The organism is Psychrobacter pygoscelis (genome assembly GCF_004335015.1).
GTDB classification, from domain to species: Bacteria; Pseudomonadota; Gammaproteobacteria; order Pseudomonadales; family Moraxellaceae; genus Psychrobacter; species Psychrobacter pygoscelis.
This window is the reverse complement of sequence record NZ_RQRU01000003.1, coordinates 132763-150231: the sequence shown is the minus strand read 5'-3', so window position 1 is coordinate 150231 and position 17469 is coordinate 132763. Positions and strand designations below refer to the sequence as shown.

General features: G+C 44.1%; 13 protein-coding genes. 7 read left to right on the top strand and 6 right to left on the bottom strand.

Annotated features, from left to right (window positions below):
• The first annotated feature begins 51 nt into the window (after positions 1–51).
• From EGV92_RS14350 to EGV92_RS08955, 3 genes are all read left to right on the top strand, one after another.
• Positions 52–180 carry a DUF2834 domain-containing protein gene (locus EGV92_RS14350; RefSeq protein WP_131668916.1) on the top strand — a complete coding sequence of 43 codons (129 nt, stop codon included), beginning with the start codon at positions 52–54 and terminating at the stop codon, positions 178–180.
• A 154-nt stretch (positions 181–334) separates the two neighbouring features.
• Positions 335–940 (top strand): GNAT family N-acetyltransferase, encoded by a 606-nt coding sequence (locus tag EGV92_RS08960; RefSeq protein WP_131668915.1) that lies wholly within the window; start codon positions 335–337, stop codon positions 938–940.
• A 530-nt stretch (positions 941–1470) separates the two neighbouring features.
• Positions 1471–2955: a bifunctional 2-methylcitrate dehydratase/aconitate hydratase gene (locus EGV92_RS08955; RefSeq protein WP_131668914.1), complete on the top strand. Its 1485-nt coding sequence runs from the start codon at positions 1471–1473 to the stop codon at positions 2953–2955.
• A 125-nt stretch (positions 2956–3080) separates the two neighbouring features.
• Here the strand turns inward: EGV92_RS08955 and EGV92_RS08950 are convergent, their stop codons facing one another.
• Positions 3081–3917, bottom strand: a complete 837-nt coding sequence (locus tag EGV92_RS08950) for an SDR family oxidoreductase (protein ID WP_242678674.1) — start codon at positions 3915–3917, stop codon at positions 3081–3083.
• Between the two features lie 329 nt (positions 3918–4246).
• Between EGV92_RS08950 and EGV92_RS08945 the strand changes: the two genes are divergently transcribed.
• Both EGV92_RS08945 and EGV92_RS08940 read left to right on the top strand, forming a co-directional pair.
• Entirely contained in the window at positions 4247–5593 is a 1347-nt protein-coding gene (locus EGV92_RS08945) for a DUF2868 domain-containing protein (protein WP_131668913.1), read from the top strand.
• 410 nt (positions 5594–6003) lie between these two features.
• Positions 6004–7671: a DUF3482 domain-containing protein gene (locus EGV92_RS08940; protein WP_242678673.1), complete on the top strand. Its 1668-nt coding sequence runs from the start codon at positions 6004–6006 to the stop codon at positions 7669–7671.
• A 54-nt stretch (positions 7672–7725) separates the two neighbouring features.
• On the opposite strand, the gene EGV92_RS08935 is transcribed toward EGV92_RS08940, so the two are convergent.
• From EGV92_RS08935 to EGV92_RS08925, 3 genes are all read right to left on the bottom strand, one after another.
• Positions 7726–8733, bottom strand: a complete 1008-nt coding sequence (locus EGV92_RS08935) for an ArsA family ATPase (RefSeq protein WP_131668912.1) — start codon at positions 8731–8733, stop codon at positions 7726–7728.
• Between the two features lie 140 nt (positions 8734–8873).
• On the bottom strand, positions 8874–9140 hold the full coding sequence (locus EGV92_RS08930) for a cory-CC-star protein (RefSeq protein ID WP_207401773.1): 267 nt from the start codon (positions 9138–9140) through the stop codon (positions 8874–8876).
• 716 nt (positions 9141–9856) lie between these two features.
• Complete coding sequence (locus EGV92_RS08925; RefSeq protein ID WP_131668910.1) at positions 9857–11530, bottom strand: carbon starvation CstA family protein; 1674 nt, start codon at positions 11528–11530, stop codon at positions 9857–9859.
• A gap of 1216 nt (positions 11531–12746) precedes the next feature.
• Between EGV92_RS08925 and EGV92_RS08920 the strand changes: the two genes are divergently transcribed.
• Positions 12747–13415, top strand: coding sequence for a hypothetical protein (locus EGV92_RS08920; protein WP_131668909.1), 669 nt, complete (start codon positions 12747–12749; stop codon positions 13413–13415).
• Between the two features lie 82 nt (positions 13416–13497).
• Entirely contained in the window at positions 13498–14061 is a 564-nt protein-coding gene (locus EGV92_RS08915; protein WP_131668908.1) for a hypoxanthine-guanine phosphoribosyltransferase, read from the top strand.
• A gap of 85 nt (positions 14062–14146) precedes the next feature.
• On the opposite strand, the gene EGV92_RS08910 is transcribed toward EGV92_RS08915, so the two are convergent.
• On the bottom strand, positions 14147–15130 hold the full coding sequence (locus EGV92_RS08910) for a hypothetical protein (protein ID WP_131668907.1): 984 nt from the start codon (positions 15128–15130) through the stop codon (positions 14147–14149).
• Between the two features lie 95 nt (positions 15131–15225).
• Positions 15226–17466 carry an exodeoxyribonuclease V subunit alpha gene (gene recD / locus EGV92_RS08905; protein WP_242678672.1) on the bottom strand — a complete coding sequence of 747 codons (2241 nt, stop codon included), beginning with the start codon at positions 17464–17466 and terminating at the stop codon, positions 15226–15228.
• Between the last annotated feature and the right edge of the window lie 3 nt (positions 17467–17469).

The following is a 17469-nucleotide window of genomic DNA, read 5'->3' as shown; positions in this document are numbered from 1 at the left end:
GTCATACTATGCGCTATCGCCTCGATTTTGTTTACTTTGATGGGGTCATGATTGGTCGCAACTAAATTTCGCTTGATTGCCATGACAGCTCCCCTATTGGTCGGTCCCTCTTGCGGTTTACCGTTGTATCTATATTTTCGTGAAAATTCTACCAAAACTGCTGTAAAGGCTTATCGTTAAAGAGATAATAGGCTGCTGCACTGAACGACTTACTGTTAGGTTCACTAATTTTTATGGGAATATTGCTATTGTCTTTTACCCTCTCCAGCACCATTTAATGACAATCCTGTGCAAGTCAACTTAATTTAATTCAACTGCCAGAAGCTATCCAATTATGAGCTGTAAATTTTCTATTAAAACCTTTGATGAGCTTACCTCAGTAGACCTATATCACATTCTAAAAGCGCGCTCGCAGGTGTTCGTGGTTGAGCAACACTGCGCCTATCAAGACATGGACGAGGTGGATTTTGACTGCCTACATCTGGTCGCACACCAGAACGAGGCGCTCATTGGCTATTGCCGCATTATTCCGCCCCAATATAACTCGCTGACCTCTAGGACTATAGGAGCGAGTGCGGCAAGCGCAATGCCTGCTATTGGTAGAGTGCTGGTATTGCCTGAACATCGTGGCAACGGTTTGGCGCGACAAATAATGACGCAGGCTATTAAATATTGCCGTAAGAAGTTTGGCAAGAAGCCCATTATCATCTCGGCACAGAGTTATCTCATCAAATTTTATGAGTCGCTAGGATTCATCACTGATGGTGAGGGTTATCTTGAAGATGGTATTGAGCATGTGACGATGGTTTTGAACCTTAAAAAGAAGCTTAAGGTAAAATCGCAAGGCTCAGAGTCGCCTATTGTAACCAAGGTCTTGTATGGATTGCTGTTGCTACTCGCTGCTCTGTTTCTTGCAGGCGTCCTTTATTTAGTCATTTGACAGTCTAAAGAACTCTTCTAAAAAGAGCTAATTTTAATTTGCTGACCAGCTATAGTGCTTCTAAATAAGATAGCGCCATTGTATTAGGTCTGAGTAGTATAATGCGGAACTGGTATAAATTTTCCTGGTGTGCTGCGAGCACGCCAACGAAGACTGCAAAAATTCAGCCCAGTACCGCTGAATCGTTTTTATAATAAACTTACTATTTAGTATCGTGAGTATTCATGTCTTATAGCATTAATGCTGTTAACTTATGGTGCAATCATACCTTTTTACTGGCGCCCAACCACACTTCATTGCCCAGCTCAGCGATTAGATAATATGCAGGGTATGCTTCGTTAGTCCTTAAATTCCCTAGGTTATTTAGCAGTTATACCTCTTATCATATGGCTGCTATTTGCTAACTTCCCTCCTCTATCTCTTGCTACGACAATACATTAACTAGTGCATTGTTGTTTACTCATGTCTGTGCTATCTTTAAATAAGAATGATTATCAAGTACATAAACCACTGAGTGAAGGAGCACAACTATGAGTAATGTAGAAAGCAACGTCCGACCAGAGTACGACGACGAGATTCAAAAGATTGCCGATTACGTCTTAAATTATTCGATAGACAGTCAGAATGCTTGGGAGACGGCAAGGCACTGCCTGATAGATACCCTCGGCTGCGGATTGCTCGCGCTACGCTTCCCAGAATGTACCAAACACCTTGGCCCTGATTGCGAAGGTCAGATTACGCCGAATGGCGCACGTGTTCCGGGTACGTCACATCGACTTGACCCTATCAAGGCGGCTTTTGATATCGGCTGTATGGTGCGCTGGCTAGATTATAACGACACCTGGCTGGCTGCTGAGTGGGGACATCCATCTGACAATCTAGGGGGAATTCTAGCCGTTGCTGATTATATTAGTCAGCAGAACATCAGCCAAGGTCGCCAACCGTTAACCATGAAAGCGGTGTTAGAGGCCATGATTATGGCGCACGAAATTCAAGGTGTATTGGCACTTGAGAACTCCTTTAACCGTGTCGGTCTCGATCATGTATTACTCGTAAAACTAGCGTCTACCGCAGTGGTTGCCAAGCTATATGAGCTACCTCGCGAGCGCATTATGGCTGCTATCTCGCAGGCCTTAGTGGATGGTCAAGCGCTCAGAACTTATCGCCATGCACCCAATGCAGGTAGCCGTAAGTCATGGGCAGCAGGCGACGCTACCAGTCGAGCGGTGCGCTTAGTCGATATTACTCGCCGTGGTGAGATGGGTATTCCTGGTGTATTATCCGCGCCGCAGTGGGGCTTTTATGACGTGCTGTTTAGCCATACCAACAAGGATCTAGCGACCAAGCCTGAGGGCGAGCGTAAATTTAAGTTCCAGCGCGACTTTGGCAGCTATGTGATGGAGAATATCTTATTCAAGATTAGCTTCCCCGCTGAGTTCCATGCTCAGACGGCTTGTGAGGCAGCGGTAATTTTGCATCCGCAAGTTAAAGATCGCATTGATGATATAGAAAAAATCGTCCTTACCACGCATGAGTCAGCGATTCGCATTATCTCTAAAGAAGGCGCGCTGGCCAACCCTGCTGACCGTGACCACTGCTTACAGTATATGGTTGCCGTGCCGCTACTAACTGGCGATTTGGTTGCAGAGAACTATGCTGACGAGTACCATGCTCAGCATTTATCGATTGATGAGCTGCGCAGTAAGATGGTGGTGGAAGAAGACGAGCGTTACTCAAAAGACTATCACGACCCAGAAAAGCGCTCGATTGCCAATGCCATTCAAATATTCTTTAAGGATGGCAGTAGTACGGATAAAGTCGCAGTCGAGTACCCTATTGGTCACAAACGCCGCCGTGACGAAGGCATTCCCGTCCTTGAAGCGAAGTTTCACGCCAACCTTATGACGCGCTTTATCGAAAGTCGCTGTGATGAGATTATAGAGCTTTGTAGTGACCAAGAGAAACTAGAGCAAACGCCGGTCAATGAGTTTATGGACCTGTTTGTGGTGAATTAACACTTGCTCGAACGATGGTCGAATGCTATTCCGACCTTTCCCTTATATTTAAATCCACCCCTGCTCTCTTTTATTACCCCAGCCCTTACCAAAGGAAGGGTTGGGATTGATGAGCCTGCTCTGTCCTACCAAGGAATGGTTGCTCCTGACCAGTCCACAAAACTTCCAGATTGCTCAGCTGTCATAGACGATAAGACCTCAAGTAACTTCTGCGCGCTGTACTCTACAGTGAATAATTTACCTTCTGGCACATTTCCCTGAAAGGGTTTAGACAGCTCAGTATCGACAGTACCGGGCTGCATCACCACCACGCAGACGTGCTTTAACGTTCGCGACCATTCTATAGCCAAGGTCTTCATGCCCATATTGAGGGCAGCCTTGCTCATTCGGTAGCTGTACCAACCACCGAGCTGATTGTCACTGATGCTGCCCACTCGAGCCGAGATGGTGGCAAAGATCACAGGCGCGTCTTTTGCTGACAAGCCTAAGCAATTCTCAGCCGCCTTTAATAAAGGCTTTATGTGCTTGGCAATCAGCAGGCTTGGCAAGGCATTAATTGCCATATTCTGCATAAAATAGTCTGGTTCTAACTGACGAATACCCTTCTCTGGAGCATTTGACTCAGAGTGCAGCATCCCTACCGCATTAATGACCCAATCGATATGGTCGGTTTGGCTTTGAACCTCAGCAATAGCCGCTTGGATACTGGCCTCACTACTGACATTCATCTGAATCCAAGATAGATTATCCGCCTGCAAATTTGGCTGTCGCTGATGATAGGTGGCATAAATATGCATAGGCTTATGTAGCGAATTTTTTATAATTTGCTCGACTATGGCTTGACCGATACCACCCGTTCCGCCAATAATTAGATAGTTCTGCATGGGCATAGAGGTCCTCATTAGCGGATTGGGATGAATTTTATGAGCACCTATCAAGCTGCTCTTATTTAGTTGTGCCATGTTCATTGTTCATTCGCTCATATAGTCAACCCATTTTAGGTTTGACACAAAGTCGCTGGTATTTGGCAGTATAGGCTTTTGGTATTAAATAGTTAGGTATTGGATAGGCTGTGGCATAGCATGCGAACTGTAAAAATAAATGTAAATCGCAATTTGTGCGGATATAGATACTTTTATCATAAATTTTTGCAGTAAAATTATTTCTGAGCTACCTAATTTAATGGCAAAATTATAACCTTTCCAAATGCGCTACAATAAGCCTTTATTTTAAGTGCCAGTTGGCAATATAAATTATCGATTACTGACGCACGCTGTTATTGGACGTTTACATGCTATCCAAACAAGACCAATTAACCGAGCTGGTTCGTGAGCTTGAGACACAAAACCATGTCTTTGCCGCCGACCCTCTACTCATCACCGAAAAGCTACAAGATGAGAGTGGCAACCCCATTCAAAAGTTGCATCGCCGCGCTGAGCGCATTGATGCAAATGCTCAGCTGGCTAGTACGCTAGGCAAGATAGATGGCCGTATCAAGGGTATCATCTTGGTCATGAGTATCGTCTGGTGTATTTCTGGCTTCTTGGGCCTATTTACCCTCTTGCAAGCCAATGTGGTCAATTTCTTTTATGTGCTCGTTTGTTTGCTGGGCTTTCATACAGTCATGCTAGTGGGCTGGCTGCTCCTGACCTTGGTCAATCAAGGTGATCAGTCGCCTAGTATTGTTACCAGCTTTATTAGCCCGCGAGCGCTAGTGCGTGGCAAGGACGACGTTACTATGGCCGCTGCGAGCTTGTATGAGCGTCAGCTACAGCACACTGGTATGCGTTGGTATCTCAGCAAATTCAGCCATCAGTTGTGGTTAGCCACTTTAACCGGCATGCTGTTTGCCATTATCTTTTTGCTCATTGTGCGCCAGTACAGCTTTAGCTGGGAGTCGACGCTCCTATCAGACTCTACATTGATGACACTAACCCATTGGCTAGGTTGGCTACCCAATATGGTCGGGTTTAGTGTGCCTGATAGTGATGCGGTGGTTCAAAGTCGATTGGTTCAGGGGACAATGCCGCTGACTATTGCTCGGCAATGGGCCAGCTTGTTGATTGGTAGCTTGCTGATGTACGGCATCGTGCCTAGAGCCATTGCTTGGGCCTTTTGCGCACTTATGTTTCGCCGCAAAAAAATGCGCCTAGATATCAAGCTGCCTTATTATCAAAAAATCCTTAACTTTTGGCAGCGCAAGGTCGTCGATGCGGATGATTTTGAGGAAAAAATCGTGCCTGTTGCTCCCGTAGCACAGGTAGCCCACGGTCAAAAGCTCGTCGCTCTACTTGAATATCCTTATGAAGATGAACACTGGTATCAGTTCAGTGTCGGCCATCAGATTCATGACTTTGGCATCCTCGATGACCGTGATGACATGGAGCGATTGCTAAGCTATCTAGAAGACAATGACGTGCAAGTTCTTATCGGTATTCATGCTCAAGCACTTCCGGACCGTGGTACGATGCGAAAGCTTGATAAAATCGCCAGTCATGCTAAACAAGGCCTTATTGTTCAGCTGTTAAAGGATAATAATGTGACTATGAATCAAGCCGCAAAGTCTGCGCGCTATGATCAATGGCAGACCGCTCTTGCTGAGAGGCAGATTGGTCTTGTGGCAGATTCGATAAGTTGAATGTGGCTCCTAAAAGGTCATTCTAGCCTTACGGTAATAGCCAAAACAACGGGGTTATGGAGCGTTAACTTCTAGAAAGAGGACATACATAGCCATTAAAATATCGACTTAAATAGTGAAACGTATGCTAAAGTAATTTTTAAATGTCATTTACCCTGTTTTGCTATACTAAGGTATTGTCCTAAGGGTTCAGTTGAAGGTTAACATGGGCCGTTATGCCGCTTACCTTGATCGCTTAAGGGAGACCCTTAATCAGTCTATTATTGGAATAAAGTAAAAGCCTTTAGCAGCGCTTTGGGAGCTATTTAAAGCGCCTGACGCACTGTGGTGATTTTTACTTGCTTAATCTTAGCCTAATGCAGGTTAGACGCTTATTCAAATTTATCAAGTTAAAGAAGCTATCAAAAATTATGCCTAATTCTAATCCAAATCAGCGATCATCGACTGCCTCTCCTACCACTATACCTTCATCTACTGACATTACTTCCAATCAAGCTGATAGTCGTCCGCCCGGATTGTTTGCTGATAAAGCTTTCATGAATGGCCCTAATGATTCTAATAATAAGTGTCATAACGATAATGATCCCGCGGCTAAGCCAGATTTAAACAAACAAAGCAAAGATACTGAGCAAAGCGCAGCGCCCCAATCTATGTCTACTATCTTAAAAGAAGCGCCTAAAACCACGCTGGCAAGTGGTGAGGCTCTCAAGCTCGCAGTGGTCGGTCATACCAATACTGGTAAGACTTCAATCTTGCGAACGCTGCTGCGCGACATGTATTTCGGTGAGGTCAAAAACGAAGCGGCGACCACTCGGCATGTAGAGCAAGCGCTGATTAGCGACAGCCAGACTGGACAGGTACTTGTAGCCTTGTACGATACTCCAGGGTTAGAAGATGCCTCAGGTCTAATGGATTGGCTTGAGGACAATACGGCCAGCCGCCGAGATGGTATCGAGCGACTACAGCAGTTTTTGGCCAATGATATCGCCCAAGGCGGCGATTTGGTCAACAGCTCGATGGATGACTATTCACAAGAAGCCAAAGTCATCCGGCAGCTGCTGGCGAGCGATATGGCTATCTATGTCATTGATGCCAGAGAGCCGGTACTGGGCAAATATAAGGACGAGCTGAGCATCTTGTCTTGGGCCGCGATTCCGGTGATGCCAGTCTTTAACTTTACTGACAGCCAAGATGCCAATATCAGCGAATGGCAGACGATGCTAGCACGGCGCAACTTGCACATCTCTACTCGCTTCGATTCGGTCGCCTTTGAGTTTGACGATGAGATGACTTTGTGGCAAAACCTTGCCACCATGCTGACCCATCCTGAAGTGCTAAATCAGCTGATCGACAGACGACAGGACGACTGGGCGCAGCTTTATGATGAAGCTACTATTATCATCGCTGACTTCTTGCTGAACGTCGCCGCTTTCGTACGCGAGATTAGTGAGGACGATGACCCAATGCCGGTACTCAAGGAGATGCAAGAAGCGGTGCGCCAGACAGAACGCACGATGCAGTCGCAATTGTTAAACCTATATAAATTCTATGACAATGCCGCAGTAGTCACTCCACTTGAGCTACAAGAATACCAGCAGGACCCCTTTGACCCTGAGCTGCTCAAAAGTTATGGCCTCCGCACTACATCGGGTGCAGCGGCAGGTGCCTTGCTAGGTCTGGGCATTGATGCAGCTGCGCTTGGTACTACCTTAGGGCTTGGTGCGGCTCTTGGTGGCATCGCAGGCGGGCTGTTGTCTAATACCAGCAGTATTGCGGATAAGATTACTGGGGTTAAACGACTCTATATTGATCCCGCGACTTTGACGCTGCTAGCTACTCGCTCATTGGACTTGCTCACGGCCCTACGCCATCGTGGTCATGCGGCGACAGCCGACTCGCCTATTGCTGAGCTTCAAGAGCAGACCAACGCCCCGTGGGAGCCAAACAAGCTACCGAGTGAGCTTAAAAAAGCTCGTGGCAAGCCTCAGTGGAGCAGCTTGACAGGTGGCAATAGCCAACAAGCAAGTGAGCTTCGAGCTGACGCTGCGTGGAGCTTATCTAGAAGATTGTATCGATAAGGCTTAGGGAATGGTTTGCGTCCTAACCCGTGCTTTTAACGTACGCTTTAAACGCTACTCTGGGTTAGTCATGGCCTCTAATGCAGCAAAACCGCGGATATCAGTCTGCTGAAGATAAATCTCATAGAGCGGATAGCTCTTAAATATCTGCTCTATATCGCCAAGGAGTTTTTGCTGGCGAGTCGCTCTTTGCTGCCAAAAGTCATCGCTCTGCTTGGGTCTAATCAATTGATTTACCACAATAGCAGCGGGCCTGAGCTGCGCTGAGGTTAACTGTTCTGTAGCTCGCCGTGTCTCTTCAATCGGTAGCGTATCGGCAGTCATGACTAAGACAACGGCTGTTTTAGCCTTATCGTGCAGTAGGCTACCGGCTTGACTGAATAGCCGCTTGCGTTTTGTCAGTACTTCGACCGCTTGCTGCCAGCGATCAGGTTTTCCAGCTTTGTCAAAAGGGTTGGCCAATTGGCTTTTAGATGTAGCACTGCCTAAATGATCGGCAGCACTTTTGAGCTTGGCCTGACGCCGCTGCTGTGTGAGCAGCCCATCGGTCCAAGCCTCCATCATCTCAGGCAATACCAGCAGTCGTAATGTATGACCTGTTGGTGCTGTGTCAAATATCACATGCTCATATCCAGCCTCAATCGCCTCGACCAAGTGCTTACATATTGATTCTAGCATCGCCGCTTCCTGCGCGCCCGGCGCACTCTTAGAAAGCTTAAGGTGTGCCTGAATCTTGGGCATCATCTCCGGATTGGTATAGCCACTAATGGTTCGCTCTACCTGCGCGAAATGCTGGTCGATAATGATATCGGGATTCAGCTCGATGACGTCCAGATACTTATGTAATGCCGTTTTACTATGTCCGAGCTTGGCGGAAAAGATATCGCCCAGACTGTGAGCAGGATCTGTAGAGATAAGTAGCGTCCCCTGACCTTGCGACGCAAACCTAACTGCTAATGTAGCAGCCGTAGTGGTCTTCCCTACGCCGCCCTTACCACCAATAAATAAAATAGGGGTATTTTTTAGCTGGGACGCCAGTTGCCCAAGCGGCTTAAAACTCATGGTAACTTCCTATAAATATCATTCTATCAATATCACGACTTAAATGTTTGAGAGGGCTAGTCTTCTACAAACGACAGCCTACAGAGCTTTGAATTAAAGACAATCCGGTCGTTGGTGCGCACCGATATCTGACACGAATACTAGCAGCAACCGCCATGCTGTAGCGGACAGCGCTCCATGCCCATGCGCGTATGCCATTCATGGAATTTTTCCAAAAATATTGGCTGTAGCTCTAACGTATAAAAACTGGCAGGATTATCTACCCCTAGACTCTCAGCAAAGAGCAGCAACATAAATAAGTCTTCTTCATCACGCGCTGCCCGAGCTAGAGTTTGCCGATATGGAGCATGGTAAAACTCATTAAGCCCCTCAACGAACCGCCGCCAAAAGGAAAGATTCTGCGTCATTTTATGCTCCATTTTTCGCTCCTCTACCGTGAAATAAGCCCCGAATTGACTAATAATTGACTAATAATTGACTAATGCGATTATATTTATCATTCCTACCTTTCATATTCATCTCTATTCCGACCTCTTAGCTCGCTATAGAATAACACTCTTAAAATCATGCCTTGTCTGTTTAAGGGGACGGGGCTTTGGCTTGAGTTGTTAAACATCCTATGGCTTTTGTGGTCGTTGTCTCTTATCCCAGAGTCTAAAGCTCATCTAGGTGATGAACCGATGCAGCCCTCTAAATTCTCATAAAATCAATGTGTTATTCTGCAAGATTTTTCTACGATGATTGACTCTGTCTTTTTGCCACTTACCCCATTATCTTGCCACTATCTTGGGGAGGCGTTATCTGGTTTGTATTCAATCTTAGCATTACAGGCTTAGAAATTATACTAGAGCTAAATACCTTTATTAAGTTTCAGCATATTTAGCAAGATTTAACACGATGTCAGAAACGATTTTTCAAAAAAGAAAATAAACGTTGTTTATGTCTATAGCAAGCTTATCTTGATTCACTAATATCTAGGTTGTAGTAGGAGTATAAAGACAGTAATCTAAAATCAGGTCATAAAAAAACGCCAGCTTCTGCCAGCGTTTCTCTTAACTTACTAATTTTGTAAGCCACTTAACGAACTAATTCACCTACCTTCTAATTCACCTACCTTTATACCTTAGCTTAGAGTCTTATGCTGACGCCATTCACGGCGCAGTACTGAGAAGCTCTCAAAGGTCACCATAATTGTAGCAATCAAAATGATGATATCCATGATGATAAGTAGCCAATTACCATCGACATAGAAAGTCTTTAATTGAAGTAAAAGTGCAAGTATCGCCATGACTAGTAAGAAAGTCAGCGGCGCTAAAGTGTACCAAACGGTCTTGCCTTTACGTAACAAGATAACCGTCACAATCATTAAGGTCAGAGCTGCCATCAGCTGGTTAGTCGTACCGAATAATGGCCAGATGATCATACCACCAGAGCCATCGATACCACCGGCACCAAAAGCAAGTAACAAGCAGGTACCGACAGCCAATAATGTCGCTACATAACCTTTGCGTAGAGGCGGTAGATTATAAATCTCACCAAACTCTTGGAAGATATAACGCTGTAAACGAACCCCTGTATCCATTGTAGTACCAGCGAATAAAGCTGCCATAACGGTAAGCATAGTCTGCGACAGTACCATATCAATACCGACACCAGCGTTCAAGATAGTAGCACCACCATCGATGAATGCGCCGATAGAGCCATCACCGAACTTTTGATAGACCCCTTCCCAATCTGCGAGACTAGCAAAGCCAGCTGTAGCAGCGAGTACCGCACCGAGTGCTAATAGCCCTTCACCAACGGCACCAAAATAACCAACGAAGCGGGTATCTTCTTCTTTATCGATTTGTTTTGAAGTAGTACCCGTAGCGACTAAGCCATGGAAGCCAGAGATAGCACCACAAGCAATCGTCACGAATAATAGTGGCAGCATAGGCGGCGTGCTAGCTGGCAGGTTATTGTTAATCGCAGGCGCTACTATATTCGGTGTCGCGATAAAGATTGCGCCATACAGTAGTATTAGGCCGACGAACAGTTGTAGGCCGTTGATATAGTCTCGAGGTTGTAAGAGCATCCACACAGGTAATAATGATGCGATTGCCGCGTAAACGAATAGAATAATAATCCAAACCGCATTATCAGGTAGGCCCATGACTGTCTCGGGCAGTACTACTGGAAACATAGGGCCAAGATAGATTAGGGTGTAAAGCGCTACGACCCCAATGATAGAGACAAGTGGTAAACTCATCTTATAGCGATAGATACACTGACCGATAATAGCAGCGACCACTAATGCCCCCCAAACAGGAAGTACCGCTGATGGCGTCTTGATCATCATATTAGCAATGGCAACGCCAAAGACAGCATTAACCATCAATAATAGTAAGAAGATCACCACCATCATGAGTGTGCGCACTCGGCCACCCATGACAGTACCGGCAATAGAGCCAATAGATTGACCCTTGTTTCGTACACTTGCCCAGACAGCAGACATATCATGAACGCCTGCCATAAAGATAGTACCAAGTACCACCCAAAGAATAGCGGGAACCCAGCCCCAAATGACTGCAATCGCAGGACCGATAATAGGTGCGGCGCCAGCTACTGAGGTAAAATGATGCCCCCACAAGACGTATTTATTGGTTGGGACATAGTCGATACCATCTTTTAGAGTATGGGCTGGCGTGGGAATGCTATTGTCTAGTGCCAATATTTTGCTTGCAATAAATTTGGAATAAAATAGATAGCCGCACAACATGGCGACAATACCGAAAATTAGGACAATAGCACTGTTCATTTAACCCTCCCTGGACGGTTTAGGATAGATTGGTAAAATATATAAAGCACCAGATCGATAGCTGGTGCATTACCAAGGTTGTTGTTTGATAGGAGACTGTGGTCAGGATGTGTCTGACCTTAATTTTCTATCGCTGTATTTAGTGTGGTCTTGTGTTTTTTCACCCTGACTTCAATATTATGTCTAACTTTTTTTAGTCAGTCTTGAGCTTGATTCGCTATAAGTGCGCTATTTATATCAGTCAGTGATCGGCACATCGATATTAGACCATAAATAAATTTGCCGATCTCTGTCCCACGCCCTCTTCATAATATTGATCTAGCGCTCTGCTATATGACCTCATATCGACACTATTATCCAGATTGGATACCTGTGCCGTTAGTGGTAATTTGAGTAGTGAGTAGTCTGTGATAACAAAGGACTGATTTTAGTGAATGCGTCATTGGTAAGCGCTGCCCTGCTTCTATAGTTTCTAAGCCTAGCTCATTTTTTGGCTAGTTGAGCACGACTTATCTGCTAAAGCCGCTAGCTATGAATATCCAAACCATATATTTTTTATATAGTAGATGCAGGTATCACCGCAGTGGTCGATAATTTAGCATACGGGATGGTTATTGTCACTATACCAGTAGGGTTATTAGGTGATATTGAATGACCATTGTCATCTAAATTACCTTAGCGCTCCTTATCAATTCTAGCTTTCATAAAACTTAGTGCAGCTGTTGGCCAGATAACTTTAGTGTTACTGATATCAAGTCAGCCTGATTTAGGAATTGAAATCTATTTTCGGGTACTGACCTAAAATGCTAGCTATGACAGTAAGGTGATTTTTGATAAGGCTTTAATAAGGCTACAAGCAAAAGGGGCACAACAACCCTCCACTTATACCTACCATTAGTCAATATTTGACTGCAAATATTATTATGTTGTTAATTCAGCCAGTTATATCCAGCTTGATTTACCGCTCTGTATCACTCATAAAAGTCAGTTAGTCGGTTAAGCAATTGAGGAGCTGCCCGATGATCGGTTGGGGATTAGCAGATAGCAATAATACATGTACGACTACTATGCCCTGCCCTTTTTGACTGCGCTTACTCTAATGAATGCCTTCTTGCCTAGGTAATATATTTTTATTATGCCTAACTGTAGACCAACTTTGTTGGTCATGGTTAAATTGTCACATCAAATTATTGGCTACTATTAAAAGGAGTTTTACATGTCTCACTATTTTGGATTTAAACCTTCAGACGAGCTCAGCCAGAAGATTGATCAAGCTGATAAAGTCATTACAGCTGGCAAGGATGAAGATTATTATCTTTACCGGAATGAGATTGCTCAGCTTATCGCTCGTGAACTTATCGACAATCTTTTGGTTAACCTTGTTGACTATATTCCCAATCCTGAAAGACAGGCGAAAATGCGTAAAATTATCGTTTCGATCGAAAGCTCTACTGAGACTTTATTAAAAGTGTTATTGGGCAAAGACAATAACCAAGATGTGTTGCCCACATTCTGTTTTATGAAGAATGAATCGCTATTTACGGATAATGCAGGTGAGCGCCGAGTTGGTTTTAAGTTACCTGATGAAGCGGCGAGTCAAATTTTAGCAGGGTTCAATGCGGTCACCCCTGAGTCTATTGACATCGATAAATTCAAACATGGCCTTGAGGTTATGAACAATGAAATACTGACTCACTTTATTACACGTTTTGCTGCTACCTTAAAGCTTGGGATGTTTAAGCGTAATGCAGTTCCTGTGACCAAGGTAGCTATCAACAAAGGGTTAGGAATGGCGATCAACAAGCTGTTCCCTCAGCTTGATAATCCTGCTTTAAACCGCTTAGCAGGCTTCTATAAGCCATTTATCGTACAAATAAATGATTAATCCGATTTTATCGCTGTGATGGTTAGGATTATTATCTATTTCTTGTTAAAATAACCGGCATTCTTAATGTAAGGCAAACTCCATGACCCAAATCAGCAACCAAGAAATTGAAAAAACTTTACGTAATTCAGAATGTCTAATTAGTAGTATTGAAGTCGCTGCTGCTTATGAGCGCCTCGCCGCTCAGTTGAATCTTCATTATGCCGGCTTAAATCCTATCGTGATGGTCGTCATGAATGGTGGTCTAATCCCAGCAGGTCAGCTACTCACTCAGCTGACTTTCTATCATCGTATGCACTATATTCATGCTACCCGCTACCGTGATAATCAAGGTACTAATGAGCTGACGTGGAACTATCGACCCGACGTAGAGTTAACCAATGAGCACGTTCTGCTGATCGATGATATCTTTGATGAAGGTATCACCTTAAAAGCCATTGTAGAAGAGTTAAAAATCGAAAATCCAGCCTCAATAAACTGCTGCGTGCTTCTTAATAAAGAACATGACCGCAAAGTTAAAGATTTTAATGTTGATTTTGTCGGTATCGACGTTGCTGATCGCTATGTGTATGGCTGTGGTATGGATTTTCATGGCTATTTGCGTCATCTGCCTGGCATCTATGCGATTAAAGAAGACCAAATTTAGCCTACAATTGCTACTAAACAAGCACCCAAGATTGGGTGCTTATTTATTATTGACTACTTTTACTACCCATCATGGATAGATCGGGCTATTTATAGTTAGCTTTAATCTGCTTTTCTATAAAGTCAGCAGCAATATCATTATATAACCGGCAATTGACAAGTTGGGTTTTAGGATCGCTTTCAATCTTTTCTTTCACTCCCTTTTGCAGATAGTCTGCATTGTACACTAAACCATTAAATTCAATGGCAGCATGGATTTTTCCATACTGATCGGTGAATCGAAGGGCGTTCAAACTGTTCTTCTGACCTACTTTTTCTTTAACTAAATTATTGACTTGATAGTTATATTTAATGCCGTCATTAGTAACTCGATTTTCTTTTTTCTTATTCGCTAGCCATTGATCTAGAGTAATGTCATCACGTTCTGCTGTGCTATAAAAACTATAATAGCTTTGCTCAGGTGTCTCTGCAAGGATGTAACATTGCGATCCTTTGGGAAAGGTAACATTCGCTGGGAAATAAGGATAATGCAAATCAGTACGAATACCTGTTTTTGCATTGTCAGGCAATTTTTTAGCACCACTTATGTCATAACTTAGAACATCATAATTGCTAGTAATCGACGCCTTATCAGAAGTGATTTTCAACTTATAGGTATCGTGATCTACAAAGCTAAGCTTATGACTCGCATTATCCCAATCTTCAGAGGTAGCTATAAAGAAATTATCGCCTGCATAATAGTCCAAACCCTCATTATTAGAGTTATGAGTGTCCTTATAAGGTGTGCTACCGACAACAGTAGATATCTCCTCTCGAACGCCATCTTCCGTAATCGAATACTTTAATTTTCCCCAAGCGCTCTTATACTTATCATTAACGACATCACTATAAATATCATAAGTGGTGTACTTAAGCTCTTTATTCACAATAGGACCACGATTTGACTCGTTACCACCACCCGTATGAGCGCTAGTCATTGTTGAATTGGTATCATCACCGCCGCCACATGCAGCCAATGTAAAAGCACCTACTAACCAAAAACTGCCGATAAAAGCTGTCTTAAAATTCATTATAATCCCTTATTACCGTTAAATACTCAACCTTAATACTACTACGTATGTTGATAATTATTAATAGCTTGTAATGAGGCTATAAGACAATTTATCTATTTGTATTCTTTATCAAACTGCAAAGCCAACCCGGTTTGGCGCTCTGTCGGTGTACTAACAGCCTGCGCAAATGCCGTTTGCGTACTATAGATACTAACTTGCTGCTTGGCACGGGTCACAGCCGTATAGATCAGCTCCTTACTCAGTAGCCGCGCATTGCTATCATCAAAGGTAATCGCTACATGATCAAACTCAGACCCTTGTGACTTGTGAATGGTCATCGCATAGGCTGTGGCAATCATCTCGTCATTTAATAAGTTGACCGCGATACCTTGCTGTTTATTTTCAAAAAAGACCTCAAGCCCCTTCTCGGTCTGCAAGCAAATACCAATATCACCGTTGAATAAGCCTAGCTCATAGCTATTCTGCAACACCATGACTGGACGCCCGTGGAACCAAGGACTATTCGACACTGGCAGCTTTAATTCACTAATATGCCAGTCGCTCAAGTAGTTATTCAAAGCATGATCGCCCCAACGGCCGTGATGTCCTGCTGTTAGGATACGAAATTGATTTAGCGTGTTCAAAAGTTCGTTAATAAAGGTTATAGGCTCAATTTTAGGTACAGATTTTGCGGTGGATGATGTTGTTAATAAATTTTGAATTTTGTTTACGTAATTTTGGTAGTTTTTTGATAGGTTTTTGAGAATCTTATAGTTGCTTAGGCTATTTATATTTTGATTATTATCAATACTGCCATTATCAGTATCAATTCGGGCTCTGACCGACTGAAAGGCCAAAGCATCATCATTTGCAAACAGCTGCCATATCGCTGGCACATCAGTAGTGGGACTATTGATTTGCGCTGCAAGTTTACCAATGCCCGACTCACTACTGAATCGACGGCTTTCTGTTAGCTCTTGGTGCATCGACTGCAATATAGGAATGCGGCATAAATCTGCTAGTACGGCCCCAGCATCAACTGCGGCAAGCTGATTGGCATCTCCTAAAAGAATGAGTCTCGCGCCAGGCTTGATAGCACTGACTAGATGATTGGCCAGCTCCACCCCTAACATAGAGGCTTCATCAATGATGACGACGTCTTCACTCAGAGGATTGTCCGCGTGGTAGCGCGGTCGCCCACTCTGCCCTATACCGAGCAAGCGGTGGATGGTCTTAGCTTCTTGCAGTTGCATACTCACGCCTGCGCTATCTAATGCTACTTGTAGCGACTCTTGCATCCGCTGGGCGGCTTTCCCTGTAGGAGCAGCCAATGCCAAACTGGCACTTTGTTCTTTTGTGGCGCGCTTAGGCTTCTCATTAGCTGTTGAGTCAGTAGTTTGCATATCTTTAAGCGCAATGACCAACTGCGCTACTGTATAGGTCTTCCCTGTCCCCGGTCCTCCGGTAATAATGCTAAAAGCGCTGTTATTGGCCATGTCAATCGCTGCTTGTTGTTCTGTATTTAGTTGTTCATTTACAGTGATAGGTAATGGTGTGACTGGGTAAGTACTAATTTGTTGAATCTTTTTGGCTAGTGTGTGTTCTGCTTGCCAAGTTCGTTGAAGCCATAAAGTTATGCTTAGGCTATTTTGAGTATTAATTACTTTAAATCGTATGGGCGTGGTATCAGTGGTACGGGTATCAGCGAATAGATTATTATCGTGGATAAGTTGAATAAAATTGCTTAGGCTATTTCGGCTATGACCATCGAGCTTATTCATACGTAAGAAGTGGTCATATAACTTGCACCCTAACTCATAGCGCTCCGTCAATATCTTACTCTCATGCCGCGGTAGAGCCAGCTGTACGATGACTTGCGGCCATCGCCTTAATAACTCACCTAACGAGTCTGTAGCTAGATTAGCATTCGCTTTATCCTCTTCGCTTAGGTCTGAACTATCCCCAGTAGGCTGAACTGCTTTATCGAGATAGTCTGACAATGGCGATAGCAAAGTAGTCAGCAGTTGCTGTTGCCAAGTATGCAGCATAGCCGACGTATTCACAGCACTGCTAGTCTCACTATCAGGATGACTGTCTATACTAAGCGCCAATACTGTATGTCCCTCTTCCAACTGCTGTGCTAAAGCGATAAATAAAGCTTTAAACAGCCAATCATTCACCTGACCGTCTAGATCTTCAATAATCGCAGCACTACCCTGCCCTATAAAAGCCGTCTCGTAAGCTTGCTTATTCTGCGCTCTTCTTTGCAATAGATAGTCGCTGATCGTATGCGCCCACGGTTGAGGTACTTGGCTGACAGTATTAGGATTGGTCATGTTATTGGCTGATTTCATATG

Bases quoted from the DNA above. Each gene is read 5' to 3' on its own strand.
- EGV92_RS08960 (WP_131668915.1), top strand. From the start codon at position 335: ATGAGCTGTAAATTTTCTATTAAAACCTTTGATGAGCTTACCTCAGTA.
- EGV92_RS08955 (WP_131668914.1), top strand. From the start codon at position 1,471: ATGAGTAATGTAGAAAGCAACGTCCGACCAGAGTACGACGACGAGATT.
- EGV92_RS08950 (WP_242678674.1), bottom strand. From the start codon at position 3,917: ATGGCACAACTAAATAAGAGCAGCTTGATAGGTGCTCATAAAATTCAT.
- EGV92_RS08945 (WP_131668913.1), top strand. From the start codon at position 4,247: ATGCTATCCAAACAAGACCAATTAACCGAGCTGGTTCGTGAGCTTGAG.
- EGV92_RS08940 (WP_242678673.1), top strand. From the start codon at position 6,004: ATGCCTAATTCTAATCCAAATCAGCGATCATCGACTGCCTCTCCTACC.
- EGV92_RS08935 (WP_131668912.1), bottom strand. From the start codon at position 8,733: ATGAGTTTTAAGCCGCTTGGGCAACTGGCGTCCCAGCTAAAAAATACC.
- EGV92_RS08930 (WP_207401773.1), bottom strand. From the start codon at position 9,140: ATGACGCAGAATCTTTCCTTTTGGCGGCGGTTCGTTGAGGGGCTTAAT.
- EGV92_RS08925 (WP_131668910.1), bottom strand. From the start codon at position 11,530: ATGAACAGTGCTATTGTCCTAATTTTCGGTATTGTCGCCATGTTGTGC.
- EGV92_RS08920 (WP_131668909.1), top strand. From the start codon at position 12,747: ATGTCTCACTATTTTGGATTTAAACCTTCAGACGAGCTCAGCCAGAAG.
- EGV92_RS08915 (WP_131668908.1), top strand. From the start codon at position 13,498: ATGACCCAAATCAGCAACCAAGAAATTGAAAAAACTTTACGTAATTCA.
- EGV92_RS08910 (WP_131668907.1), bottom strand. From the start codon at position 15,130: ATGAATTTTAAGACAGCTTTTATCGGCAGTTTTTGGTTAGTAGGTGCT.
- recD (WP_242678672.1), bottom strand. From the start codon at position 17,466: ATGAAATCAGCCAATAACATGACCAATCCTAATACTGTCAGCCAAGTA.